General features: G+C 44.3%; 24 protein-coding genes and 1 other annotated feature. Of the genes, 18 read left to right on the forward strand and 6 right to left on the reverse strand.

The genetic code is table 11. From position 1 onward, the window contains the following. The first annotated feature begins 4 nt into the window (after positions 1-4). The 10 genes from ypeB (at position 5) to DW938_RS10380 (ending at position 11,052) form a co-directional block, all read left to right on the forward strand. On the forward strand, positions 5-1,399 hold the full coding sequence (ypeB, locus tag DW938_RS10335) for a germination protein YpeB (RefSeq protein WP_242992493.1): 1,395 nt from the start codon (positions 5-7) through the stop codon (positions 1,397-1,399). 17 nt (positions 1,400-1,416) lie between these two features. Next, positions 1,417-2,028 (forward strand): rubrerythrin, encoded by a 612-nt coding sequence (gene rbr / locus DW938_RS10340; protein ID WP_118124721.1) that lies wholly within the window; start codon positions 1,417-1,419, stop codon positions 2,026-2,028. Between the two features lie 389 nt (positions 2,029-2,417). Continuing rightward, entirely contained in the window at positions 2,418-3,548 is a 1,131-nt protein-coding gene (locus DW938_RS10345) for a cysteine desulfurase family protein (protein ID WP_118124723.1), read from the forward strand. Between the two features lie 117 nt (positions 3,549-3,665). Continuing rightward, positions 3,666-4,841, forward strand: a complete 1,176-nt coding sequence (thiI, locus tag DW938_RS10350; RefSeq protein ID WP_022287613.1) for a tRNA uracil 4-sulfurtransferase ThiI — start codon at positions 3,666-3,668, stop codon at positions 4,839-4,841. A 352-nt stretch (positions 4,842-5,193) separates the two neighbouring features. Beyond that, positions 5,194-5,733, forward strand: coding sequence for a CinA family protein (locus tag DW938_RS10355; protein WP_118124726.1), 540 nt, complete (start codon positions 5,194-5,196; stop codon positions 5,731-5,733). Positions 5,734-5,738: 5 nt separating this feature from the next. Beyond that, positions 5,739-6,809, forward strand: coding sequence for a class B sortase (locus DW938_RS10360; protein ID WP_117877791.1), 1,071 nt, complete (start codon positions 5,739-5,741; stop codon positions 6,807-6,809). A 109-nt stretch (positions 6,810-6,918) separates the two neighbouring features. Continuing rightward, complete coding sequence (locus DW938_RS10365) at positions 6,919-8,019, forward strand: cell wall hydrolase (RefSeq protein ID WP_118124752.1); 1,101 nt, start codon at positions 6,919-6,921, stop codon at positions 8,017-8,019. 201 nt (positions 8,020-8,220) lie between these two features. Then, a complete protein-coding gene (locus DW938_RS10370; RefSeq protein WP_118124728.1) occupies positions 8,221-9,654 on the forward strand; it encodes a SpoIID/LytB domain-containing protein in 1,434 nt (477 codons plus the stop codon). An 18-nt stretch (positions 9,655-9,672) separates the two neighbouring features. Further along, positions 9,673-10,368, forward strand: coding sequence for a zinc-ribbon domain-containing protein (locus tag DW938_RS10375; RefSeq protein ID WP_118124729.1), 696 nt, complete (start codon positions 9,673-9,675; stop codon positions 10,366-10,368). 78 nt (positions 10,369-10,446) lie between these two features. Next, positions 10,447-11,052 (forward strand): Maf family protein, encoded by a 606-nt coding sequence (locus tag DW938_RS10380; RefSeq protein ID WP_181979751.1) that lies wholly within the window; start codon positions 10,447-10,449, stop codon positions 11,050-11,052. Here DW938_RS10380 and DW938_RS10385 read toward each other — a convergent pair. Then, positions 11,040-11,750, reverse strand: coding sequence for a DUF421 domain-containing protein (locus tag DW938_RS10385; RefSeq protein WP_181984420.1), 711 nt, complete (start codon positions 11,748-11,750; stop codon positions 11,040-11,042). The genes DW938_RS10380 and DW938_RS10385 overlap by 13 nt on opposite strands. Before the next feature lie 73 nt (positions 11,751-11,823). Here DW938_RS10385 and DW938_RS10390 point away from each other — a divergent pair, with 73 nt between their 5' ends. The 5 genes from DW938_RS10390 (at position 11,824) to DW938_RS10410 (ending at position 15,932) form a co-directional block, all read left to right on the forward strand. Beyond that, positions 11,824-12,063: a hypothetical protein gene (locus DW938_RS10390; RefSeq protein ID WP_038672306.1), complete on the forward strand. Its 240-nt coding sequence runs from the start codon at positions 11,824-11,826 to the stop codon at positions 12,061-12,063. A gap of 14 nt (positions 12,064-12,077) precedes the next feature. Then, positions 12,078-12,383: a hypothetical protein gene (locus tag DW938_RS10395; protein ID WP_118124733.1), complete on the forward strand. Its 306-nt coding sequence runs from the start codon at positions 12,078-12,080 to the stop codon at positions 12,381-12,383. A 259-nt stretch (positions 12,384-12,642) separates the two neighbouring features. Continuing rightward, positions 12,643-12,867: a binding site (T-box leader), on the forward strand. Positions 12,868-12,916: 49 nt separating this feature from the next. Beyond that, a complete protein-coding gene (gene ilvA / locus DW938_RS10400) occupies positions 12,917-14,119 on the forward strand; it encodes a threonine ammonia-lyase (protein WP_022287623.1) in 1,203 nt (400 codons plus the stop codon). 33 nt (positions 14,120-14,152) lie between these two features. Next, entirely contained in the window at positions 14,153-14,527 is a 375-nt protein-coding gene (locus DW938_RS10405) for a RidA family protein (RefSeq protein ID WP_022287624.1), read from the forward strand. Between the two features lie 166 nt (positions 14,528-14,693). Then, positions 14,694-15,932: a chloride channel protein gene (locus DW938_RS10410; RefSeq protein ID WP_118124753.1), complete on the forward strand. Its 1,239-nt coding sequence runs from the start codon at positions 14,694-14,696 to the stop codon at positions 15,930-15,932. 29 nt (positions 15,933-15,961) lie between these two features. Here DW938_RS10410 and ybaK read toward each other — a convergent pair whose 3' ends face one another. The 5 genes from ybaK to gpr form a co-directional block, all read right to left on the reverse strand. Further along, complete coding sequence (ybaK, locus tag DW938_RS10415) at positions 15,962-16,450, reverse strand: Cys-tRNA(Pro) deacylase (protein WP_022287626.1); 489 nt, start codon at positions 16,448-16,450, stop codon at positions 15,962-15,964. A gap of 29 nt (positions 16,451-16,479) precedes the next feature. Further along, positions 16,480-17,082 (reverse strand): cytidylate kinase-like family protein, encoded by a 603-nt coding sequence (locus DW938_RS10420; RefSeq protein WP_117859341.1) that lies wholly within the window; start codon positions 17,080-17,082, stop codon positions 16,480-16,482. A gap of 216 nt (positions 17,083-17,298) precedes the next feature. Then, entirely contained in the window at positions 17,299-17,928 is a 630-nt protein-coding gene (locus tag DW938_RS10425; protein ID WP_022287628.1) for a cytidylate kinase-like family protein, read from the reverse strand. 214 nt (positions 17,929-18,142) lie between these two features. Next, positions 18,143-19,558 carry an ABC transporter substrate-binding protein gene (locus tag DW938_RS10430; RefSeq protein WP_118124735.1) on the reverse strand — a complete coding sequence of 472 codons (1,416 nt, stop codon included), beginning with the start codon at positions 19,556-19,558 and terminating at the stop codon, positions 18,143-18,145. A gap of 321 nt (positions 19,559-19,879) precedes the next feature. After that, entirely contained in the window at positions 19,880-20,749 is an 870-nt protein-coding gene (gpr, locus tag DW938_RS10435) for a GPR endopeptidase (protein WP_118124737.1), read from the reverse strand. Between the two features lie 221 nt (positions 20,750-20,970). Between gpr and rpsT the strand changes: the two genes are divergently transcribed. The 3 genes from rpsT to DW938_RS10450 all read left to right on the forward strand — a co-directional run bounded on the left by rpsT (position 20,971) and on the right by DW938_RS10450 (position 24,115). Next, a complete protein-coding gene (gene rpsT, locus DW938_RS10440) occupies positions 20,971-21,222 on the forward strand; it encodes a 30S ribosomal protein S20 (RefSeq protein WP_022287631.1) in 252 nt (83 codons plus the stop codon). Between the two features lie 155 nt (positions 21,223-21,377). Further along, positions 21,378-22,223 carry a glycosyltransferase gene (locus DW938_RS10445; RefSeq protein ID WP_118124739.1) on the forward strand — a complete coding sequence of 282 codons (846 nt, stop codon included), beginning with the start codon at positions 21,378-21,380 and terminating at the stop codon, positions 22,221-22,223. 239 nt (positions 22,224-22,462) lie between these two features. Then, positions 22,463-24,115: a glycosyl hydrolase gene (locus tag DW938_RS10450; RefSeq protein WP_118124741.1), complete on the forward strand. Its 1,653-nt coding sequence runs from the start codon at positions 22,463-22,465 to the stop codon at positions 24,113-24,115. Positions 24,116-24,345 lie beyond the last annotated feature (230 nt).

A 24,345-nucleotide genomic window follows, 5' to 3' on the forward strand; every position in this document is an offset into this window, starting at 1 on the left:
GTTAATGAGAATAATCAGCATTTTAGCTGGCATAATAATGGAGAAAAAAGAAAAGGAGAGCATAAAAATGGATATATCAAAGCGAAACGCAGTTAGGATAGTGTCTTTCACAGTGGCTGTCGTGGGTGTGCTGGCGGTGAGAAATATACAACTTATGAGCAGTGAAAAAAGGGCGCTGCGTAGTGTGAGCTACACCTATTCAAGAGCCATGGGCGACCTGTGCGACGCAGTAGAGAACGTGAGCGACACTCTTGAAAAGGAGCTTTACGCAGGCTCAGGAAAAATGCACCAGTCACTTGCGGTGAAGCTTTACAGAGAAGCGTCCTCGGCAAAGGCGGCTCTGGCTCAGCTTCCTATAGAGAAACTGCAGCTTGAAAACACCTACAAATTTCTCTCACAGGTAGGAAACTACTCCATGGCAGTGAGCGAGAGGCTCATGAACGGCGAGGAGATAACAGACGAGGAGTATGAGAACATATCCTCGCTCTATGACTTTTCCAAAGAACTTTCCGAGGATATGTGGGAGCTTGAAAGCTCAGTGAACAGCGGTGAGATAGCCTTCACCCAAACAGGTTCACAGCAGAGCGACCCGCCCACAGTGACAGAGGGCTTCTCAGACTTTGAGGGAAGCTTTGAAAACTATCCAAGCCTTATTTATGACGGCCCATTCTCAGACAATATCATGGAGCGTACCCCACGCATGACATCTGAAGCAGAGAACGTTTCACAGACCAAAGCCCTTGAACGCTGTTCCCTGGGGCTTAACATGAACTCCACAGTGTTCACAGATGTCTCAGAGGTAGAGGGCAAAATGCCATGCTGGAGATTTTCAAACGAGGATAAAACAGTTGCTTGCGAGGTGACAAAGCAGGGCGGCTATATCTCATATTTTCTCAAAAGCCGTATCAGCGAAAGCACAGAGCTTACAAACGAGCAGGGCGTAAAGGCAGCGGAGGATTTTCTCGATGACCTCGGCATACTGTCCATGAAAACCACCTACTATGAGAATATAGACAACGTTCTCACAGTAAATTTCGCCTACAACGACCTTGACGTTTGCTGTTACACCGACCTTATAAAGGTATCAGTAGCAATGGACGACGGTGAGATATTAGGCTTTGACGCAAAGGGCTTTTTGGTGAACCACTATGACAGAGATATCACCGAAGCGGATATATCCCAAAGCCGAGCAAAAGAGAGCGTTTCACCACGCCTTGAAATAGTATCCGGCAGGCTTGCACTTATCCCTACCGACGGTTTGGAGGAGAAGCTGTGTTATGAGTTCAGGTGCAGGGCAGAAAACGGCAGGAACGTGCTTGTATATATAAATGCACAGACCGCTGAGGAGGAGCAGATACTCATTCTTGTGGAAAGCAAGTCAGGAACACTGACTGTATAAAGTAGGAGGATAAAAAAATGTCAGATTTCAGAAATTCAAAGACAAAGGATAACCTTATGAGAGCCTTTGCAGGGGAAAGTCAGGCAAGAAACCGCTACACAATGGCGGAAGAAAAGGCAAGACAGCAGAAGCTTTATGTGCTTGCCGACCTGTTCAAATTCACAGCCGATCAGGAGAAAGTTCACGCAAAGATATTCTATGAGCATCTCAAAGAGCTGTCAGGGGAGAGCGTGTTTGTTGACGGCGGTTATCCTGTGGATATTTCGGAGGATATGTGTACCTTGCTTGGTATGGCAGACCACAACGAGCATCAGGAATCAAACGACGTTTACCCTGCGTTTGCTGAGGTCGCAAGGCAAGAGGGCTATGGCAAGATAGCGCAGGACTTTACGAATATCGCCAAGATAGAGAATGTTCACGGCAAGCGTTTCGCGGCATTTGGCAAGCTTATGAAAGAGGGAAAGCTGTTCTCTTCCTCCCAGTCTGAAACGTGGGTATGCTTGAACTGCGGTTATATCGTGGAGGGCACGCAAGCCCCTGAGAGGTGTCCTGTTTGCGGAGAAGCGCAGGGATATTATATCAGGCTTTCAATGGCTTCGTGGGGAAGTAATTGTAACTGTGATAAATAGTGCTCTGTGCGGTGCGGCTGAAAATGCCGTGCCGCATTTGTATGTGAACTTGGGGTTTTGGCGAATTGGTTATCACGCAAACCTTGATAACCTTACAAACCTCGGTAGTTCGCCCGTTTCGTTCACCCACTCAACTTTGTAAAAGATCCATACCTTGGAACTTCCCCGAAACGGGACGTCGGGGGCGCCGTCCCCTACATTTTGGCTTCAAGTTCTACTGTTGCAAAATCGCTTCGCTCGGTGTTTTCTCTGCTTTGCATTGGCTTATTTCTCTGTTCGGCTGTGTCATTCCTCACTCCTCACTTAATACCGCTCCGCTATTTGCATTATTCACAATTATATGTTATAATAAAAATAATTGCGATAAAACATGAAAGGACTTGTGATAATTGATATATCTTGATAATGCCGCCACCACAAAACCTTGTGATGAAGCTAAAGCGGCTGTAATGAAAGGCTTGGAGGTCTTTGGCAACCCCTCCTCTCTGCACAGAGCAGGTCTTGACGCTGAGCTTCTTGTTTCTGACGCTCGTGAGATCATTGCCGACGCTCTCGGTGTTACCCCCGACGAGGTCTATTTCACTTCAGGTGCGACAGAAAGCAACAATACTGCTATTTTCGGGGCTTACAAGGCTCACGGAAAACGTAAAAAGCGTGTTGTCATATCCTCTGTTGAACACCCTGCTGTGAAAAATCCTGCCCAGGAGCTTGAAGATATGGGCTGTGAGGTCATAAAGATATCCCCTGACGAGAACGGCGAGATAAACGCCCGTGACATCTTTGCCGCTGTGAACGAGGATACGTTCCTTGTTAGCTGTATGCTTGTGAACAACGAAAACGGCTACATACTCCCTGTGGAAAAGGCTTTTTCTATGATAAAGAAAAAATATCCCCAGGTGATTACTCATTGCGACTGCGTTCAGGGATTTATGAAAATTCCTGTGAAAGCCAAAAAGCTGAATGCCGATATGATATCCCTCAGCGGTCATAAAATATATGCTCCAAAGGGCATCGGTGCGCTGTATGTGAAAAAAGGCGTTCATATACCGCCTTTTATGCTTGGGGGAGGACAGGAAAAAGGTTTTCGTTCGGGTACTGAGTCAGTGCCGCTCATATGCGGTTTTGGTGCGGCGGTGAAAAAGCTTGCGCCGAATGTTTCTGCGAACTTTGAAAAGGCGGCTGACATCCAAGCCTATCTCATAGAAAAGTGTAACGAAAACGGCGATGTTTTCGTAAATTCACGAAAAGGCGGCTCGCCTTATGTCACAAGCATTGCCGTCAATGGGTTAAAGTCCGAAGTGCTTCTCCACTATCTTGAAAAGCGTGAGATATATGTTTCAAGCGGTTCAGCCTGCTCAAAGGGCAAGAAAAGCTCTGTGCTAAAAGAGTTCAGATATCCCGAGCAGAGCCTTGACTCCACTATCAGGATAAGCTTTAGTATCGACACCACAAAGGCCGATATCGACGCTCTTATGGAGGGCATAAAGTCTGCGCAGAATGACCTGTGCAAGGTAAGGTAAAACACGCAAACAAATGTTTTGTACTATTTATAAAGGGGAACGGCGAAAAAGGTCGCTTTTGACAGGTTTTTGACGAGGACTTTTTTGTGCGGTTTTCGTAAAGAAAGGATAAAATTTATGAAAGAAATCATTCTCTGCAAATATGGCGAGATAGCTCTGAAAGGTCTTAACAAATCAAGCTTCGAGAGCATGATGACAAAGAGCGTAAAAAGAAGACTTAAAAGCTGCGGACAGTTCAGCGTATCAAAAGCACAATCTACTTTGTATGTTGAGCCGCTTAATGATGACAGCGATGTTGACATGGCGGTGGAAAAGCTGTCGAAAATTTTCGGTATCGTTAAGCTCTGTCGCTGCTGCGTTTTGGAAAAGGATATGGACGAGATACTCACAAAGTCACTTGACTATATCGAGGACGAAATGGAAACTGCAAGAACTTTCAAGGTCGACGCAAAGCGTTCAGATAAGAAGTTCCCATTCAAGTCCCCTGAGATATGTATAGAAATGGGCGGAAAGATACTTGAAAGATTTCCACACCTTAAAGTCGACGTTCACGATCCTGACGTTGTAGTAACAGTGGAGATAAGAGAAACCAACGCTTATGTTCACGCAGGCTCTATCGAGGGCGCTGGCGGAATACCTGTCGGCTCAAGCGGAAAGGCAATGCTTCTTCTCTCAGGCGGTATAGATTCGCCTGTTGCAGGCTATATGATGGCAAAGCGTGGTGCGATAATATCCGCTATCCACTTTGAAGCTCCGCCGTATACTTCCGACAGAGCGAAGATGAAAGTTGAAAAGCTTGCCAAGATAATCACTGCTTACTGCGGTGATATCAACTTCTTCTGCGTGCCTTTTACAGAGATTCAGGAGCTTCTGAGAGATAATTGCCCTGAGGAGCTTTTCACTATCCTGATGAGAAGACTTATGATGGAGATAGCTCAGAGGATATGCGAAAAGGAGGACATTCAGGCACTTGTCACAGGTGAGAGCCTTGGTCAGGTAGCGAGCCAGACTATGTATGCAATGGTCTGCACAGACGCCGCTTGCCGTATGCCTGTATTCAGACCGTGCGTTGGTATGGACAAATCTGAGATAGTGGAGATAGCAAGAAAGATAGATACTTTTGATACCTCTATCCTCCCTTATGAGGATTGCTGTACAGTTTTCACGCCAAAGCACCCTAAGACAAGACCAAATCTTGCAGACGTTGAAGCCGCTCAGAACGCTTTCGATTGGGAGCCTTATATCCAGAAAGCTATCGAGGGAACAAAGCCTTATCTTATCAGAAACGCATAGCGTATTTTCATGGCGTACACCCGTTGCATGGTGTCTGTGAAAAGGTTACAAACGGGTTAAAACTGTAACAGCTTGTAGCTTAATTGTACGCTTTTTTGTACCCGAATATTGTGCCTTTCCATGGTGAAAAATGCCGAAAAGCCCCGAATTTTCAGGGCTTTTCTTTGCGTCCAAAAGGGTGTTGAACGGGCTTGCTAATAATGAAAAATCAGTAATTTGGTAACAAAAGTGTAACATTTGCTTGCAGAATTTGCTATTTACATTGGTTTTTGAAAATCGTCGAATTAACAAAATGGACAAAAAGAGCCGATTTTTTATGTGCAATATATAACTAAAAGGGGTGATTATTACTATGAAATTTGCTGAAGGTGACAAAGTGGTTACAGATAGTATTGACATAGTTACAAAAAGTGTAGTAAAATATATGATAAAGAGCGGTCGGAAGCTGTGTACTGCGGAAAGCTGTACAGGCGGAATGATAAGCCAGACGATCACTTCCGTTTCGGGAGCGTCGGAAATGTTCCTCGGCGGTGCTTGCACCTATACGGAGGAAATAAAGATGAAGCTTCTGAACGTGAAAAAGGAAACGCTGGAGCAGTATACTGTTTATTCTGAGCAGACAGCCAGTGAGATGAGCAAGGGTGCGCTGAAGCTTTTCGGTGCAGATTGTGCAGTGGCTGTTACCGGTATAGCAGGACCAGGCGGCGGCTCTCAGGAAAAGCCTGTGGGAACTGTGTATGTTTCAGTGAGAAGTCGTCAGAAGGAAATAGTCAGACGGCTGGAGCTCTATAAAGAATATGAGAATTTGGACAGAAGAAAGATCCGTATGCTTACAACAGAAACAGCACTGAGAATGGTGCTTGAGCTGTATGAACAAAAGGCGGAGGCTTGAAATAAATGTCAATGGCTAATGAAACAATGAATCTGTCCGAAAAGGACGATACAAACTTTTTTGTAAGAGTAGTAAGATATTTTATCCCGTGGAAGGGCGACGGAGCAGGAGAAGTGTTCAGAAAGATAGTGTTCATGTTCTCTATCGTGCTTTTCTGTGTTTCTCTTAATGAGCTTTCTGATTTTCTGAAAGCCGACGAGCAGGATCAGAGCTATATTCAGGAGATCGTAAATTACGAGCCTGACTTTAGCGATGACGTTGACCTGAGCAAGAATAACGGCTCAGACGATATTGATGTTTCTGACCCTGAGGCTTCAACGAAGGACAGAGAAGTTCAGGATTGGGCTAAGAAGCTTCTGAAAAGGAACAAGGACGTCGTAGGCTGGATAAAAATACCCGGCTTTAAAAATTCCGCAGGTGATGAATATATAAACTTCCCTGTTCTTAAAGGCAAGGATAATGAATATTATCTTTACAAGAATATAGACAAGCAGTATTACGAATCGGGAAGCATTTATGCAGACGCTTGGTCTACCATAAATAAGGACGGGCAGTCTGACAATATCACGATATATGGTCATAACATGAGATATGTGGGAACTTCCTTTACTCACCTTACTGAGTATAAAAAGGGCGTTGATTTTCTTAAGAAATATCCTGTTATCGAGTTCAATACTATCTATGACAACAACTGCAAGTATGTTATCGTGGGTGCTTTTGTAACGGGAATACGTGAAAGTCAGGACGACGGAAAGCTCTTCAAATACTGGACTACCAGATATTTTGACGACGCTGACTATAAGTTTGACGATTGGATCTCAGAAGTGAGAAAGCGTTCGTGGTATTCAAATGATATCGAGTGTACAGCAGACGATAAGTATATATCGCTCTCGACTTGTACGAACGAAACTTCAAATCTCAGGTGGGTCATCGTGGCAAAGAAAATGACGGCTGACGATAACCTGGATCTTATAATAGATTCCTATAAGGACAAGGCAAATAAGGATATTTATTTTCCTAAATGCTGGAGAAACGTATACGGAAACAATAAGAAGTATTTCGGCTGGGATTATTGATGTTTATTACACCAAATCGGTGTAAAATAAATTTTAGCTGACGTCAAGCTCACGGACGGCAGTGAAGACGGTTTGCGTGCAGACGGTCGGAAAGGGTAATGTGATTAAAATGAAGCAGAAAAAAACTGAAGACAGCATAAAGCGAACAGCTAAGCCGTCGGTCAGGAAAGTAGGAACAATGCTGGGCAGCGGTGCGCTGGCAGTGCTGATGATAGGTACAGTAAGTATCTTTGCACTTACAAGCGGCAACAACGAGGCTCAGAAGGACACAAAAGCTGCAATAACCAACACTAAGACCACTTCTGTGACAGAAGCAGAAACTGAGAGAGATGAGACCTATACTTCAATGAACACCGTTACATGGAGAAAAGCGGGTATCAGCGAGTATAAAATGGCACAGGCAGAGTCTGAGACAACAACTTCCGCCAAAGCCACTACAACAAAAAAGACAGAAACTACTAAAAATGCAGCAAAAGAAACAAAGGTCAATAACGTAACAATGGTCGCAACTGAGATCGTGAACGTCAGAGAAAAGGCTGACAAGAACTCAGAGATAGAAGCTATCGTTGCAACAGACGAGGAAGTTATCGTTACGGCTGAAACAAGTGACGGTTGGTATAAGGTTACATACGGTGACTACAGCGGATATGTAATGAAGGACTATCTTAAAAAGGCAGAAGTAACAACAACTTCCGCTGCGAAGTCCGAAACTACAACAGCAGCTAAGAAGTCTGAAACAAAAAAGACTACGACAACAAAGGCTAAGACAACAAAGTCTGAAACAAAAAAGACAGAAACAAAGAAAGCAACAACATCAAGCTCGAAAAGTTCTGTTATAAGCTATACAGATGAAGAATTCGATATGCTTTGCTACGTTCTTCAGGGCGAGGTAGGAAACTGCTCAGAGCAGAGCAAGATCGCTGTTGCAAATGTTATTATCAACAGAGTGAAAACAGGCAGGTTTGGAAGCTCTATAAGCGACGTTCTTACAGCACCAAATCAGTTCACTGCAATAAACGGCTATTACAGCGGCAGAAACAAGCCAACTCAGAACACTATTGATTGTGCAAAGAGAGCGCTGAACGGCGAGGATAATTCAAACGGTGCAGTTTATTACTACGCTCCAAAGTATTGCGGTGGAAGCACAGCGGCTTGGTTTGAATCACTCACATTCTGCATGGAGCTTGATGGTCAGAGATACTTCAAGTAATATTTGAAGTTTTTGGCTAAAATGCCGATATTGCAGATATAAAATTGTATATTATGCTGAAAAGTCAGGACGAAACTTAGCTTTGTCTTGACTTTTTTTCAGTATTTGATAAACTATTATTTAGGTATGCAGTGAGTATTTTGCTGCCATTGGGAATGTTTTGCGGTGTGACCGCTTGAAGGTAAGGACAGTGTCTTGACGATGAATTTGATGACAAAAAAGATATGTGCAAATGTCTGCGCAGCAGTAATGAGCATAACTGCCGTTGGTATATGCGGTGAGCTGTTGCTGGATAATAAAAGCGTGGGCGCAGAAAAAGCCCCTGCGGTGCAGGTCAAAAACGTTGAAGCTCAAAGCGTTAAGACCACTGCCGCTACTGAGGTCTATGACTTTGTGAAGTTCAAAAAGTCCTCTGTGGATAAGTATGATATGTCTTATGTTCAGCAGAAAAAGCAGGCAAAGACCACAAAGAAAAAGGCTTCAGCCAGTGAGTTTACTGTGGAAATGCCTGAGGATAAGGGCGAGTATTACGATATAAAGAACGACCCTGCTAACTTTACAGATACAAGAAGCGTCGCTGACGAGTATTATACTGTCAATGATATAATCTCAGGAAATATCGTCACTCTTAATGGTCATGAACTGCTCTGTCAGATAGTCAACAGCGAGATAGGCGGTGAGTGGGGCGAGGAAGCCATAAAGGCGCAGGCCGTGGCGGCTTATACATGGGTCAGATTTAACGATTCTATAGGTGCTATACCTACGGTGGGGCTTAAAAGCGGATATTCTTCAAAGATAGAAAGATGTGTAAATGCCGTTGAGGGTCAGACCGTTATGTATAACGGCAACATCATAAATGCAGTTTATTCTGCTTCAACAGCAGGTTATTCTACCACCAGCGAGGATATATGGGGCGTTTCTTACCCGTATCTCAAGCGTGTAAAGAGCGAGTTTGACGATAAAGATCCTAACTGGGGCATTGAAGCTACATATACAAAAGACGAGGTCAAGGAGCGTATCGAGAGCCAAACTGATATAAAGCTTTCCGACGACGTGAAGAACTGGTTTAAAATAGACTCTGCTTTCAGCGGAAAGTATATAAGCGGAGTGACTATCGACGGTCATACGAGCTGTACCTATGATGGCAGTGAATCTAGGATAACAGGTATCACGCTCTGTAACCTCTTTGATGTGAAATCGAACGCCATGGAGATAAGCTATAAGGACGGTGTGTTCACTTTCAAGTCCTATGGCTGGGGTCACGGCGTTGGAATGTCGCAGTGGGGCGCTTGCTATTATGCCGAGGCTGGCTATACATACGATCAGATACTTACTCATTATTATGTGAATTGCTATCTTGGTCTGTCGGCTGTAAATGACAAAGCTGTAAAGAGAGGTCAGATGTCGCAGGACGAGATAGATAAGGAGATAAAGGATTCAGAGATAGTTGACGAGGGCGGAAACGCTTCAGGCGACAGCAAAAAGGACAGTGAGCCTGCACAGACTCAGCCGACCGAGAACGGCACTGTTACCACCGCTCCTGCTACAGAAGCACCTGATACTACAACAACTTCGTTTGACGTTCAGCCTGAGGATAATATCACCATAGAGCAAAATACAGAAGAAATATTATAACCGAAAGGGAGAATAAAAATGGGATTTTTTTCACCTAAGAATACACCTGAAAACGCAGTAAAGGCACAGATAGACGCAAAGCTTGCCTTTATAAACGATAAGTATACCGAGATAGGCAGATTTGTCAAGCTCAGAATGGCTGACAAGATAGAAGAGCCGGAGGTGAAAAACCTTATTGCTCAGATAGACGCAACTCTTGAAGAACTGAAAAATCTTAATGAACAGCTTCTTACCATCAGAGGAATGAAACTTTGTTCCGGCTGTGGCCACGAGATACCAGTGAATATGGCGTTCTGCCCTAACTGCGGAACAAAACAGCCTGAAATGGCTCAGCCTGTTTATCAGCAGCCTGCTCAGGGCGGTGCAGTTCCAATGGGCGCACAGCCTGTTATACAAAACAGTCAGGGCTATCATAATCACCCTGTTTCACCTGCTTATACTCAGCCACAGGCTAATCCTGTTTATGGCGATCCTGCTCATCAGAATGTTCAGACAGCCGCTCCTATCCCTGAGCCTGCTGTGACACAGACTGCTGCACCTATCCCACAGCCTGAAACAGCACCTCAGCCTGCACCAATGCCACAGCCTGCTCCGGTGATAGCAGAAGCTCCGGTGCAAGAGCCTGCAAACAGCAATTTTGTATTCTGCTCTCAGTGCGGCCACAAAGAGCCGGCAGGCGTTAAGTTCTGCTCAGAGTGCGGAATGAAGTTGTAATAAAAAACTAAGGCAGCGCAGGATAATAAGTGCGTTGCCTTTTTGAGTAAGAAGTAAAAGAAGTAAAGGAAGATCTTTATGTCAGTGAATATTTCAAGCGAGCTTATGGATTATGATGTTATACTTGCTTCAGCGTCGCCAAGAAGAAAAGAACTGCTGTCATTGATGTGTGAGAATTTCAGAGTTATCCCCTCTGATTGTGACGAAAAAATACCAGAGGACGTTACACCGGAGCTTGCCCCTGAGTATCTTTCAGGGATAAAATGCAGATGTATCGCTTCGGTCTATGACCTGAGCGTTGTTATCGGCTGTGACACTGTTGTAATATGCGATGGGGAAGTTCTCGGTAAGCCTGTGGACGAAGCTGATGCCATAAGAATGTTAAAAATGCTGTCAGGCAAGACACATCATGTTGTAACAGGCGTTACCCTTGGCAGAGGCTGTCGTTACAGTAGCTTTTCCGTTGATACCGCAGTGACTTTCAGAGAGCTTTCCGACCAGGAGATAAAAGCCTATGTGAAAAGCGGCGAGCCTATGGATAAGGCGGGGGCTTACGGCATACAAGGGCTTGGAGCACTTCTTGTGGAAAAGATAGACGGGGACTTTTATAACGTTGTTGGTCTGCCTGTGAGCAGGCTTGCAGAGGAGCTGCACGAGTTTTTGAAGAAGGTTCAGTCGAAGTAGATCTTCTTGTTGCTCTCCTGAGTTTTCGGAAACACTGTCACCTTGTCGTTTCCGTCAACTATGCAGAGAAAGACCTTGTCAGGTGATGAACAGCCTTGCTTTCTTATTTCGTTTGTGAGCCATTTTATCTCCTTGCCTGCGTATTTCAGGTTGTCCTCCATAATAACGCCGTCAAGGATAAGGTCGGTGCAAAGTTTTTCATCCTGCTTCTCATATCCTAAGTCTTTTGGAGTGAGAGGTGCTTCTGCTGCACGTTCCATGAAAGAGATAGTGCCGTTGGTTTCCAGAATAGCGTAGTATATCTTTGAGATGTCGAAATAGCCTGACGTTCTTGCTCTTGAAAGCAGGTCATTCACATCAAGCTTGGCGGTCTTAAGATTTTCGGGATATATTTTGCCTTTTTCAATAAGCAGGATAGGCTTGCCCGAGAGAAAATGTCGGCAGTGGATAGACTTCATCGTAAGCACCGACAACAGAAAGCCTGTCAGTCCGTAAAGCACCATTGCGATAACAGGCACGATAAGCTCGTCCATTTCCTGCGAAACAGCCATTTCAGAGGCGATAGAGCCTATGGTGATACCGTTGATGTAGTCAAAAAGCGTGAGCTGTGATATCTGCTTGTTGCCCAGCAGCTTTGATATGGCGAACATAACTATTATAGAGCCGACTGTGGCAAGTATGGTGTGAGTGATGTTCATAGGTGTTTGACCCCTTTCAGAATATGCCCTTATTATCTGCATATGCGAACGTATTATTCTTCTGACGCATATTATGACAGAGAAACGTTGTGAGCAGGAAAGGGCGGTATCAGTGGAAAACAGGGGATCGTGCTGCGGTCAGCAGCTTAATATAATGGCTGCGGCATTTGCAAATTATCTTGGTGAGGGTTTGAGCGTTGACCAGCTTGGGCTGCTGTCAGCCTTTTTGCAGTCGGTGGGCGAGTCGCTTGACGTTATCGTCTCCGCAAGGCAGCTTTGTGCAGGAAATGATAATAATATAGCAGATAATTGATACAGGAGCTTAAAATGGGATTTTTTAAGAGAAATAAGGGTACGCCCTTGAAAGAGCTTGAACGCTATCATGGGAAACGAGTTTCCTATGTGGTGGAGCGTGAGGGTGCAGAGGAAAATGTTATTGGAAGAACAGGCGGAATATCTGTTGATAGTGAAAAGCTTGTGGTGGTGTGTGACGGACACGAGGTTTTCAGGTGCAGTACCGACGACATAGTCTGCGCTGAGCTTATGAGCCACAACGGAGCGGATATAAAGGGCAGGGATATGACCACAGGGAAGCTTCGTCATATCGTTGTGCATTATGCAAACAAAAGGTGATATTTTTGCAAATGTACTCTCTTTGCACATAATTCTATCACATTGCAGTGGTAATATTATTACAGTCGGAAAGGAAAGACCGACAGTTAAAAAGACTTCATGATTGTTTTCTTCATATATTTTTTCTATACTTCCTTAATTGATAAAAGCCCGCACCTTGGTGTGGGTTTTTATTCTTGTATAATGTCTTAGAGAAAAATTCATTTTATTGCTGTTGACAATTCATATTTATGGTGATATAATGATTGTATTGAATATCAAAAAGGCTGTGACGAGAAAGGTGACGGTGCGAATACTTCGCAGAGAGTGGACGTTTGGTGAAAGTCCGCAGGGATAACGCCGTCAGGATCATCTCTGAGCTGATCCGCCTAAGCAGATGTGTTAAGCGGATACGGTCTCTCACCGTTAGAAAGAGATATGAGTGGCAGGCTTATGGTCTGCAATCAGAGTGGTAACACGGAGATATTATGTCTTCGCCTCTAGTCAGGCGAGGGCTTTTTTTATTACTACATAGAAAAAAGAGGTTGTTTTTTATGCTTACATTGGATAAGGTTTTTGACGCATCAAACGTGCTCAAAGAGGTCATCAGACCAACAGCGTGTATCCATGCGCCAAAGGTAAACCCTGATTGTGACGTTTATCTGAAAACAGAAAACCTTCAGGTAACAGGTTCTTTCAAGGTAAGAGGAGCTTATTATAAGATATCACAGCTTTCAGACGAGGAAAAGTCACACGGCGTTATCGCCTGCTCAGCAGGAAACCACGCACAGGGCGTTGCTCTCGCCGCAACAAAGAACGGTATAAAGTCTATCATCTGTCTTCCTGACGGCGCACCTATCTCAAAGGTAGAGGCAACAAAGGGCTATGGCGCTGAGGTATGTCTTGTGCCTGGCGTTTATGATGACGCTTATGCAAAGGCTATCGAGCTTCGTGACGCTAACGGCTATACATTTATTCACCCGTTCGATGACGAGAATGTTATCGCAGGTCAGGGAACTATCGGTCTGGAGATACTTAGTCAGGTGGCTGATGCAGACGTTATCGTTGTTCCGGTTGGCGGCGGCGGACTTATCTCAGGTGTTGCATTCACTGTAAAACAGCTCAAGCCAAGCGTTAGAGTATACGGCGTTCAGGCTGAAGGCGCACCTTCAATGGTAAATTCACTTAAAGACGGCAAGATAGAGTGCCTTGAAAGCGTTCACACTATCGCAGACGGAATCAAGGTAAAAGAGCCCGGCGAGCATACCTTTGAGTATTGCAGTAAGTATGTTGACGGCGTTGTTACAGTTTCAGACGACGAGATATCATCAGCTATCCTCCACCTTATCGAGAAGCAAAAGCTCGTTTCAGAGGGCGCAGGCGCAACACCTGTTGCCGCAGTAATGTTTAATAAGATACCTGACATCAAGGGCAAAAAGGTCGTATGTCTTGTTTCAGGCGGAAATATAGACGTAACTATCCTTTCAAGAGTTATCAAGAGAGGTCTGCTCAAGTCTGGCAGATCTGATACTCTTACTATCCAGCTTGAGGACAGACCTGGTCAGCTGAGAGATGTTTCAGAGATAATCTCAAAGCTCGGCGGAAACGTTGTTTCTGTTCACCACGAGAGAGCAAGCGAGGACAGCGATATCACAGATTGCCTGCTCAGACTTGTTCTTGAAACAAGAAACTTTGATCATATCAGAGAGATAAGACAGGCTCTTACAGCCGCAGGCTTTAAGATAGTCAATAAGTAATTTTAAGATTTTTTAAGACAGGAGTAGATAAAAATGGCAGAAGTTGTTTACACAAAGAACGCACCGGACGCAATTGGTCCATATTCACAGGCAATGAAGGTAGGAAACCTTGTTTTCACATCAGGTCAGATAGCAATCAATCCTGCAACAGGCAACGTTGAGGCAACAACTATCGAGGAGCAGACACATCAGGTTTGCAAGAACCTCACAAACGTTCTTGAAGCCGCAGGAACATCTATCGGCAAGGCTGTAAAGACAGTATGCTTCCTTAAGAATATGTCAGATTTCGGTGCATTTAACGGAGTTTACGGTGAGTATTTCACATCAAAGCCTGCACGTTCATGCGTTGCCGCAAAAGAGCTTCCAAAGGACGTTCTCGTTGAGGTAGAGGTAATCGCTGAGGTATAATTTAGCATATTATCTTGTAGTGGAACGGCTAGATTTCTGTTTCACAGAAATGCGATGTTCCATTATTGTGGAGCTGTATTTCAAGTATTTCGGGCGGCATATGTCGCCCGTTGTTTTTCTGTAAAAAGGGGTGAGGAAAATAAGCAGTGAGTTTATAAAAAGCAAAATGCGGACGGTGAAAAAATTCTCCATAGCCTTTGCAAAGTGGGTCTTTATCGCCTGCGCAGTGGGTGTAATAGGGGGAATAGTCGGCTCGCTGTTCCATATGGCGGTAAACTTTGCCACAGGCTTCCGTGAGGGTCATAGCTGGACATTGTATCTTATGCCGTTGGCAGGTCTGTTTATCATTTTCAGCTATCGTGTCTGTAAGGTGAATGAGGAGACCGGTACAAATCTTATCATAAGCTCTGTTCGTGGAAACATCAAAGTGCCGCTGCTTATGGCGCCTCTCATCTTTCTAGGCACCGTACTCACCCACCTTACGGGCGGATCGGCAGGACGTGAGGGTGCGGCTTTGCAGCTTGGCGGAAGCATTGGCGCAAAGGCAGGCGAGCTTTTAAAGCTTGACGAAAAAGACTCCAGCCTTGTGATAATGTGCGGAATGAGTGCAGTGTTTGCCGCACTTTTCGGCACGCCTTTGACTGCGACTTTTTTCGCTATGGAAGTAATAAGCGTGGGCGTTATATACTATGTGGGTCTTGTGCCTTGCATAGCTTCCTCTCTTATCGCATATAAAATATCGCTGTTGGCAGGGCTTGCGCCAACAAAGTTCAACATAACAGGCATACCAAGGCTTTCCCTTGTGTCTGTGACCCAGATAGCGGCGCTTGCGGCTCTTTGTGCGGTGATATCCATACTCCTTTGCATGGTAATGGAGTTTTCACATTCAAGATTTCAGATGTATCTGCCTAACACATATCTCAGGATAGCTGTAGGTGGCGTTGTGATCATTGCATTGACTTTGCTTGTAGGTACAAGGGATTACAACGGAGCAGGCGTAGACGTTATCGTGGCGGCTTTAGAGAAAGGTAAGGCGCACCCGGAAGCCTTTGCCCTGAAAATGCTTTTCACCGCCATAACTATAAATACAGGCTTCAAGGGCGGTGAGATAGTCCCGACCTTCTTTATCGGAGCAACTTTCGGCTGTACAGCCGCAGGCTTTTTGGGGCTTGACCCATCATTCGGTGCGGCTATAGGTCTTGTGGCACTTTTCTGTGGCGTTGTGAACTGCCCTGTGGCTTCCATACTTCTCAGCTATGAGCTTTTCGGTGGAAGTGGGCTTGTACTTTTTGCGGTTGCCTGCGGAGTAAGCTATATGCTTTCGGGCTATTACGGACTTTATTCCAGCCAGAAAATAATGTACTCAAAGACAAAGCCCGAATATATCAACATAAATGCAAAATAAAAGAGAGCCAAGTGGCTCTCTTTTTTTGTCTATTCACTCATTGTTATGCTCTCAAATTTACCCCTTGTGACCTTGATAAGGTCTTTCGGAGAAAGCATTATCTGCGACCCGATACGTCCGCCGCTTATGATTATCTCCTCAAACTGCTCCGCAGAGCTGTCAACTACCGTCATGTACTGTTTTTTCATGCCAAGGGGTGTACAGCCACCACGAATGTAGCCTGTAACAGAGTTTATATCCTTGACGTGGAGCATTTCCACCGACTTTTCGCCCACAGACTTTGCCGCCTTTTTCATGTCTAGCTCCTCTGCGATAGGGATAGCGAAAACATAGTAATTTCCGCTTTTTCCCACTGTTACAAGGGTCTTGAACGAGCTTTCATATGGCTGACCGAGCATATCTGCAATGTGTATGCCGTCGATAAACTCGTCGCACTCGTATGTGTTGACCTTGTATTTTACCTTATTTCTGTCAAGAATACGCATGGCATTGGTCTTGACTTCCTTATCCTTTGACATTTTTTATCGCTCCCAATAAAATATTGCCCCTATTTCTCCCTTGAAAGCTTCACAGTGTCAGCAATTATCTCGGCGCACATTTCGTATCCAAGCTTGCCGCTGTCAAGGCACATATCATAGCTTGAAATATCTCCCCACTTTTTGTTTGTGTTGGAGTTGTAATAGTCAGCACGTTTTTTGTCATACTTTTTGAGCCTTGCTTCCACCTCGTCCTCGGAGATGTTGTGCTTCTCAATTGCGCACTCCTGACGCTTCTCAAAGCTTGCATTAATGAAGACATTCAGCGTCTTGACTTTGTTTTTCAGTATAAAATCTGCACATCTGCCCACGATAACGCAGTTTCCCTTTGAAACAAGCTCCATTATTACCTCTGTTTCAGCGGCGAATATCTTCTCTGTTATAGGATACTCTTTCTCCTTTGAAAACAGATTTATCGGTGTTTTGAGAATGCTCAGAGCGGCTTCCTCGTATTTTTGTATCTCGCTCATTGCAATGCCGCTTTTTTGTGCCGCCATGTCGATTATCTCTCTGTCATAGCATGGGATACCGAGCTTTTCTGCCACAAGCTTACCGATAGTCGAACCGCCTGCGCAATAATGTCTGCCGATAGTGATAACTTTTATTTCAGCCATTTTCTGTTTCTCCTTTTGCAGTATTTTTTATTTTTTTTGACGGACTTCTGCCCTTTTATACAGTATAATATATTTGCTTGTTATTGTCAATAACATATTGGTTACACTTTGTTTAAGCTAGAGTAATAAAACTTCTCATAAAACGGAAAAGGACCGACCCTATGGTCAGCCCTCTTTCGTAGTAAGGAAAGTAAAATGAATTAAAACGAAAAATTCCTATTTATCAGCGTTGGCTTCTTTTATTTCGATATAAGCTTTCATAAGCTTGATAGCACCGTCAACGCCTGTTTTGGACGAGTTGATACAAAGGTCATAGTTCTTTGCTTCGCCCCACTTCATGTCGGTGTAATAATTATAGTATGAAGCTCTCCGCTTATCAGTCTTGCGGATAAAGTCCTCAGCTTTGTTTTTTTCGATATCGTATCTCTCGAGGATACGCTTTTTCTTTTCGGCAGTGTTGCCGGAAATGAAGAAGTCGATAATATTAGGCTCATTTTTCAGAACATAGTCAGCACAACGTCCTACAATAACACAAGGACCCTTCTTTGCAATGTTCTTGATAGTTTCAAACTGAGCCAAGAATATCTTGTGATTTAGCGGCATATCAGGATTGATCCTGCCGTCTGCACTTACAGGGTAATTACCCATGACCAGTGAGAAAAGAAAGCTGTTAGTATAGGACTCATCGTTCTTAACAAAAAGCTCCTGACATATACCGCTCTCTTTTGAAGCCATTTCCAAAAGCTCTTTATCATAGAAAGGTATGCCCAGATCATCAGCAAGCTTCTTGCCTATTTCACGTCCTCCGCTGCCAAATTCACGGCTGATAGTAATAATCGATCTCATAAAACATATCTCCCTTCTTTGATATATTCTTTTTAACGTGTATTTATTATAGCATATTTTTTGTGATTTGTACATAAAAATCCGTAAAATTCTTGCACAAATTTATGTATTTTATATTGTGCATTTTGCGTACAAATATATTTAACAAATTCGTGACAAATACAAAGGCAATAAAAAAGCGGGACGAATGAACGTCCCGCTTGAAAATACTGAATTATTCAGCAACGTTAGCGTTTGCTTCCTTGATGATGTAATCAACAGCCTTCTGGTTCTCAGCAACGCACTCTGTCCATGTAGTAGCTCCGCCGCCTGTTATCATTGTAGCCTGGTTTACTGTCTGCATAAGTGTTGAAAGCTCAGCAGATACGCCGTCCTGGAAGTCAAATACAGGATTCTGTCTAGCCAGATCGTAAATTGTCTTACGCATCTCGATCATATCGTCTGACCAGCCGTAGTCGTTCTTGAGCTGTTCTTCTGTAATGTTCTGTACCTCAGAGTTTGCAACCTTGCAGCAGTTTACGTACGCATTGAAGCCGTCTGGGTTTGGAGCGTTCTTGCAGAGGAGATAGCCGTTTACACCTGTAGATACATAGTACTTGTCAGAATCGTCCATTCTTGGCATTGGAACGAACATAACCTCGCCGTCCTTGACGCTTCCGAATGTCTTAGTCTTTTCAGGAGTATCCTCGAGAGCCCATGTGCCGATAGGAATGAACAGTGTGAGCTGTGAACCAAGACCTTCACCGTTAGCTCCGTCACCTCTTGTATTCCAGTTGTTGCTTGATCTGTCGAATACAACGTTGTTCTTCTCAAGGTTGTACATAAGATCCTGAACTGTGCCAACTTCAGCCTTGCCCATGTTGTTTACAAGCTTGCCGTCCTCAAGACCGATAAGTGGATAACCGCAAGTATCGTTAAGAGCCTTGCCGTACCAGTAACCATCAAGAGCATATCTGTCAGCTTCAGAGTCTGCAAAGTCAAGGCACATCTCTGTGAACTTGCTCCATGTCCACTCGTCATTAGCATAAAGCTCAGCAGGATCATCATAGCCAAAGTCTGATATTGTCTTTGTGTTGTATGTACAAACATACTGTGGTCTTACGTCGATAGCAGCTACATAGTGCTTGCCGTTGAATACGAATGAATCGTTAAGTGTCTGTGATGATGACCAGATGTCTGAGCTGAAATCAACTACATCGTCGATAGGCTCGAACATGGCCTTGATAGCGCCCTTAGGGAATGCGTCCATGTCGTCAGCAGGGAAGAAGTCAGGTGAGTCGTTAGCCATAACTGCCTTAGCAAGATCAGTATATCTGTTATCCCAAGTTGTCTGAACGTACTCGATCTTTCCGCCGTACTTAGTCTGGAAAAGTGAGATAGCAGGTGATTCTGACTTACCATCACTAGGGTTGATGTCATAGTGAGCCATCCACTTGATAGTCTTGTTTGAAAGCTCGATGTCAGGGAGCTTATCCTGAAGTGCATTTACCTGCTCCTTCTGATCTTCTGTCATAGCCTTAGCTTCCTTCTTGGAAGATGAGCTGTCACTTGATGAGCTGCCGCAAGCAGCCATGCTGCAAGCCAGTGAAAGCGCACAAGCAGCAGCGAAAATTCTCTTTGCCATTTTCATTATAGTAACCTCCTTGATAATAGACGAATGTTCCTTACCCAAAACGTTCATCTGTTACGATCGACAAGCATTGTTACCCGACAACGCTTACCATAACGCTTATTTTTCGTCCTTACTAATGATAACAAAAAGTTTAAATTTAGTCAATCAGCATTTTGCAATATAAAGCTCAAGCGTTTTTGTTGATTATGACAAAGGTGTGTTGAATTTGTGTGAGTATTCGTTTTCAGAAAACGTTTTCGCAATTTCGCTCATACATATTAATAAAAAGTTTACAATTGTTGTATACAGCTTTTACATTACTGTACCACCTGTCTTTTGTCAGCAGGTGAGAGTTTGGATGTCCTCTTGCGACAGGGCAGGGTGAACGGCACGGTTTATGCCCATTGCAATGAGCTTTGCGCAGTTTTCCGAAAGTTTGTCAGCAGTTTTCGGAGCGACCATGATGTTTTCGGAGCTTTCAGGTGCGGTCTGACCGAAAATGTGCTGTGCGGCAGTGCAAAGATCTATGACCGTTGGCACGCCTATGGCAATGCACTTTACCCCGAGGGTCGAAAGCGAAAGCTCTTTTCGTGCGTTTTCGACTCCGCTTCCCGGAGAAATGCCGGTGTTGCAAAGCTGTATCGTCCTGCCAAGATTTGAAAGCTCGCTGCAAGCCAGTGCGTCAACTGCAATAACAGCCTGCGGTGTTACACGCTCTGCAATTGCTTTTACCTGCTCTGAGGATTCTATTCCCGTGTTTCCAAGCACTCCTGTCTGTATCACTGTGACCTCGCCCAGATCGTCAGTATCAATCTCTTTTGCAAGGCTTTTTATGTGGCGGGTAGCGAAGATCTTTTCAGCGGTAAGAGGACCAACAGCGTCAGAAGTCAGGGCATGGTTCCCAAGTCCTACTGCCAAAAAACGTTCACAACCACCGCAAAGCTCCCCTATGGCTTTTGCTATGACTTCTGCACGCTCGCGAAAACTGTCGCTGTACATATCGAATGTTGAATCTGTGGCGGTAAGGGTGATGTATCTGCCGACAGGTCTGCCAAGTTTTTCGGAGGCTTCCTGTGTTTCTATGGTGATGTCCGTTACCTCAAGCCTAGCGTTTTCAATAACCTTGTTTTTGACTTTCACTCCCTGAAGCTTTTCCGCACCGCCTGCCTGAGAAAAGCTTTCCGCCGCCATATCCGTTCTAATGCTCATTTTATTCACCTTTCTGTGATATCGTGTAAGTTTTTGTGTGTTCCTACAATTTAGACCGCAAAATTTCTATATTTTTTTCAGTAACCCCCCTTGCAATTTCTTTTGAAATGTGGTAAAATATTTTACAAGGCTTGTTTAAAGGGCTTTCCGCATTTCCTCTCAGTCTGCGGATAGCTTGTGCAAATAAGTGCAAATTTATACAGAATGAGGGAGGTGTCGGTATGCCAAACATTAAATCCGCTAAGAAGAGAGTCAAGGTTATCAACACTAAGACAATGAGAAACAAGGCTGTAAAGTCTGATCTTAAAACTGCACTCAAGAAGGCTGACGCTGCTGTAGCTGAGAACGCAGAAAACAAGGAAGAAGTAGTAAGAGCTGCTATCAAGAAGGTAGATATGGCTTGCACAAAGGGCATTATGCATAAGAATGCTGCTGCAAGAAAGGTATCACAGCTTGCTAAGAAGCTTGGCTAATTTTTCAAAGTAGCTTACAAGACCGTTCCGAATGGGGCGGTCTTTTTTTGTGTATTGGTCTGTACTATATAAATAGTATACTTTGTTGGTCGTAGTTGACTTTTTGGAGCTGTTATAGTATAATTGAGTTGATAATAATGCAGGGGAGGGATTTTATGACGTATCGAGTTGGAAAATATACGCTGCCTGAATACAGTGTGCTTATGTCGGTGTATGACCGTGAGCTTCCTGAGAACCTTAACGAGAGTCTTGAGTCTATGCTCATGCAGTCATATCCTCCCTCTGACTTCGTGCTTGTGTGCGACGGCAAGCTCACCTGCGAGCTTAATATTATCGTGAAGTCTTTTCAGGACGAGTTCAAGCATATTTTCCATATCGTTCAGATAGACGAGAACGTGGGCGTTGGAAAGGCTTACAACGAGGGCATAAAGGCGTGTAAATGCGATTATATCGTGAAAATGGACAGCGACGATATATCTCTCCCTAACCGCTGCTTGAAGCAGATGACCCTTTTTGCGGTGAAGCCAAAGCTTGATATAATCGGCACATATGTGGAGGAGTTCGACACTGACACCGACGAGGTAGTTTCGGTGAAAAAAGTGCCTGTCATGCATAAGGATATCGCTTCATATTCCAAACGACGCAACCCTTTCAACAGGCAGTCTGTGGCTTTTCGCAAGTCCTTTGCGGAGAAGATAGGCGGTTACAGTGACCTTAAAATGTGCGAGGACTATGAGTTTATCGCACGAATGTTACAGCATGGTGCAAAGGGACAGAATATACCCGAGGTGCTTGTGCGCTACCGCATAGATGAAAATACTGTGGATACACGCAAAAGCTGGGAGCATACAAAGGCTTTCATTCGTGTGAGGTGGATAATACACCGTTCAGGGTATACGGGCTTCCGTGACTTTTTCATGCCATGCACTCTCCAACTTGGCTTGTTTATATTTCCTAGAAAATTCACCCGTTGGGTATACAGAACGTTTCTCAGAAAATAATATTTTTATATATGAAAATATGAACCCAATGCCGTGTGGGTTCATATTTTTTTAGTTCAAATAAAAGTAAACGTTATCAATTTTGAACACGATGTTAAACATTAAAAATGGCTATTGACAATGATTTTTTATATGATATATTTAAAAGTATGGAATATAAAGCCTAAAGGCGAGAGCTTCGCAAAGTTTGGCTTTATAAAAATTTGAATATTTTAAATATTAATGATAAGGAGAACATTATGCGTGAAATAATGAAAAGAACAGTTGCTGCCGTTATGGCAGTGCTTATCGCTTGTGCGGCAGCAGGCTGCAGCAGCACAGGAAACAGCAGCTCAGGCAGTTCGTCAGCAGGCGAAACTACCACCACAACAGCCCCTGTCGTTGAGGATATGGGCAACATCGACCTTTCAGACGTAACAACAGAGTATGACGTTCCTGAGGATTTCAGCTATGAATCCGAGGCGGAGGAGGGAACTCTTTCGGGAGGTGCGGCAGTGCTTGATAAGAATTTTCTTGGTAAGTTTTCCGGCGACGGCTTCGTTTCTATAGGCTCATCAGGAGATATGGCGGAGTTCGAGATAGATTTTCCTGCAAAGGGAAGCTATAATATTACTCTCACAATGGCAGCAGACGGCGAGGGTCAGTCGAATCTTATCACTGTCGACGGTGCGGCACTCACAAACTTCACATCAACCACAACAGAGTTTGGCGACACTATGGCTGAAAATGTGCTTATCGACGAGGGTACTCATAAGATAGGCATAAAGGGCGACAATGGTCATATCTATATCGACAGGATAAAGATAACCCCAGCTCCTGCTATCGACCTTTCACAGTATGAGGTATCAAATCAGCTTTCAAACCCTAACGCTTCTGACGAGGCAAAAAGACTTTATAACTTCCTTACAGACGTTTATGGCAAGTATACTATCTCAGGTCAGTTTTCAGGAGATAACGAGGGCAAGGACTGCCGTGAGTTCAAGGAGATAAAGAAGCACACAGGCAAGACGCCTGCTATACTTGGTCTTGACGTTTCAAACCTTTCAAACAGCGCACTTTCACATGGCGCAGGCGGCGGAGATATGGTGCCATTGCAGGCTATGGATTGGTACAACAATGAAAACGGAATAGTTTCACTTTGCTGGCATTGGTATGCCCCTGAGAAAAACCTGGAAAAGAACGGCGGAGCATGGTGGCAGGGCTTCTATTCTGAATACACAGACTTCGACCTTGCAAAGGCTCTCAGCGGCGAGGATAAAGAGGGCTATGATTCTATCATAGCAGACCTTGACCATATGGCAGGGGTGCTTAAAGAGCTTGCAGACGCAAACGTGCCTATACTTTGGCGACCTCTCCACGAGGCGGCAGGCGACCCTAAGTATCCCGGCAACGCATGGTTCTGGTGGGGTTCAGCAGGAAAGGACGCATACATTCAGCTTTGGCAGCTCATGTATGACAAGTTCACAAATGAGTATGGTCTTAACAACCTCATCTGGGTATGGAACGCACAGAATCCTGACTGGTATCCGGGAGATGAGTATGTTGACATAATGGGCTATGACTGTTATCCTGCAGAGCAGGACAGTTCTTCACAGAAGTGGTATTATGACCTTGTGAAGTCAAGCACATCCACAAAAAAGATAATCGCAATGACAGAGAACGGCTCGATGTTCGACCCTGACGGAGCATTCAACGACGGCACACGCTGGGCGTGGTTCAGTACATGGAACGGCGAGTTCTGTATCAAGGATAAACAGCTTTCAGATCAGTACACCACATTTGACGAGTGGAACAAGATCTACAACAGCGAAAGAGTTCTCACCCTTGACGAGCTTCCAAACCTGAAATGCTATCCAATGGATACAGAGAAGTATCTTGAAGAGCATAAATAATTTCGGATTATAACAGTAGGGGCGAACAGTGTTCGCCCGTTACTTTGCACATTTTCGACCAATTCAAACAGGCTTGAACTCAACTTACAAAAATTGTTGATATCATGGCGGCAATATGCGGGCGACCTAAGATCGCCCCTACATAACAAAACTGCGGACAGTGTTTAAACTATCCGCAGTTTTTATTTTTATCATTACAATGCTTGTGCCAAAGGCGGGCGAACGCTGTT

Origin of the sequence: Ruminococcus sp. AM43-6 (assembly GCF_003461785.1) — a bacterium.
Classification (GTDB): Bacteria; Bacillota; Clostridia; order Oscillospirales; family Ruminococcaceae; genus Hominimerdicola; species Hominimerdicola aceti.

Excerpts from the sequence above, each read along its gene's own strand:
- ypeB (WP_242992493.1), top strand. The coding sequence starts at position 5 with ATGAGAATAATCAGCATTTTAGCTGGCATAATAATGGAGAAAAAAGAA.
- rbr (WP_118124721.1), top strand. The coding sequence starts at position 1,417 with ATGTCAGATTTCAGAAATTCAAAGACAAAGGATAACCTTATGAGAGCC.
- thiI (WP_022287613.1), top strand. The coding sequence starts at position 3,666 with ATGAAAGAAATCATTCTCTGCAAATATGGCGAGATAGCTCTGAAAGGT.
- DW938_RS10355 (WP_118124726.1), top strand. The coding sequence starts at position 5,194 with ATGAAATTTGCTGAAGGTGACAAAGTGGTTACAGATAGTATTGACATA.
- DW938_RS10360 (WP_117877791.1), top strand. The coding sequence starts at position 5,739 with ATGTCAATGGCTAATGAAACAATGAATCTGTCCGAAAAGGACGATACA.
- DW938_RS10365 (WP_118124752.1), top strand. The coding sequence starts at position 6,919 with ATGAAGCAGAAAAAAACTGAAGACAGCATAAAGCGAACAGCTAAGCCG.
- DW938_RS10370 (WP_118124728.1), top strand. The coding sequence starts at position 8,221 with ATGAATTTGATGACAAAAAAGATATGTGCAAATGTCTGCGCAGCAGTA.
- DW938_RS10375 (WP_118124729.1), top strand. The coding sequence starts at position 9,673 with ATGGGATTTTTTTCACCTAAGAATACACCTGAAAACGCAGTAAAGGCA.
- DW938_RS10380 (WP_181979751.1), top strand. The coding sequence starts at position 10,447 with ATGTCAGTGAATATTTCAAGCGAGCTTATGGATTATGATGTTATACTT.
- DW938_RS10385 (WP_181984420.1), bottom strand. The coding sequence starts at position 11,750 with ATGAACATCACTCACACCATACTTGCCACAGTCGGCTCTATAATAGTT.
- DW938_RS10390 (WP_038672306.1), top strand. The coding sequence starts at position 11,824 with ATGACAGAGAAACGTTGTGAGCAGGAAAGGGCGGTATCAGTGGAAAAC.
- DW938_RS10395 (WP_118124733.1), top strand. The coding sequence starts at position 12,078 with ATGGGATTTTTTAAGAGAAATAAGGGTACGCCCTTGAAAGAGCTTGAA.
- ilvA (WP_022287623.1), top strand. The coding sequence starts at position 12,917 with ATGCTTACATTGGATAAGGTTTTTGACGCATCAAACGTGCTCAAAGAG.
- DW938_RS10405 (WP_022287624.1), top strand. The coding sequence starts at position 14,153 with ATGGCAGAAGTTGTTTACACAAAGAACGCACCGGACGCAATTGGTCCA.
- DW938_RS10410 (WP_118124753.1), top strand. The coding sequence starts at position 14,694 with ATGCGGACGGTGAAAAAATTCTCCATAGCCTTTGCAAAGTGGGTCTTT.
- ybaK (WP_022287626.1), bottom strand. The coding sequence starts at position 16,450 with ATGTCAAAGGATAAGGAAGTCAAGACCAATGCCATGCGTATTCTTGAC.
- DW938_RS10420 (WP_117859341.1), bottom strand. The coding sequence starts at position 17,082 with ATGGCTGAAATAAAAGTTATCACTATCGGCAGACATTATTGCGCAGGC.
- DW938_RS10425 (WP_022287628.1), bottom strand. The coding sequence starts at position 17,928 with ATGAGATCGATTATTACTATCAGCCGTGAATTTGGCAGCGGAGGACGT.
- DW938_RS10430 (WP_118124735.1), bottom strand. The coding sequence starts at position 19,558 with ATGAAAATGGCAAAGAGAATTTTCGCTGCTGCTTGTGCGCTTTCACTG.
- gpr (WP_118124737.1), bottom strand. The coding sequence starts at position 20,749 with ATGAGCATTAGAACGGATATGGCGGCGGAAAGCTTTTCTCAGGCAGGC.
- rpsT (WP_022287631.1), top strand. The coding sequence starts at position 20,971 with ATGCCAAACATTAAATCCGCTAAGAAGAGAGTCAAGGTTATCAACACT.
- DW938_RS10445 (WP_118124739.1), top strand. The coding sequence starts at position 21,378 with ATGACGTATCGAGTTGGAAAATATACGCTGCCTGAATACAGTGTGCTT.
- DW938_RS10450 (WP_118124741.1), top strand. The coding sequence starts at position 22,463 with ATGCGTGAAATAATGAAAAGAACAGTTGCTGCCGTTATGGCAGTGCTT.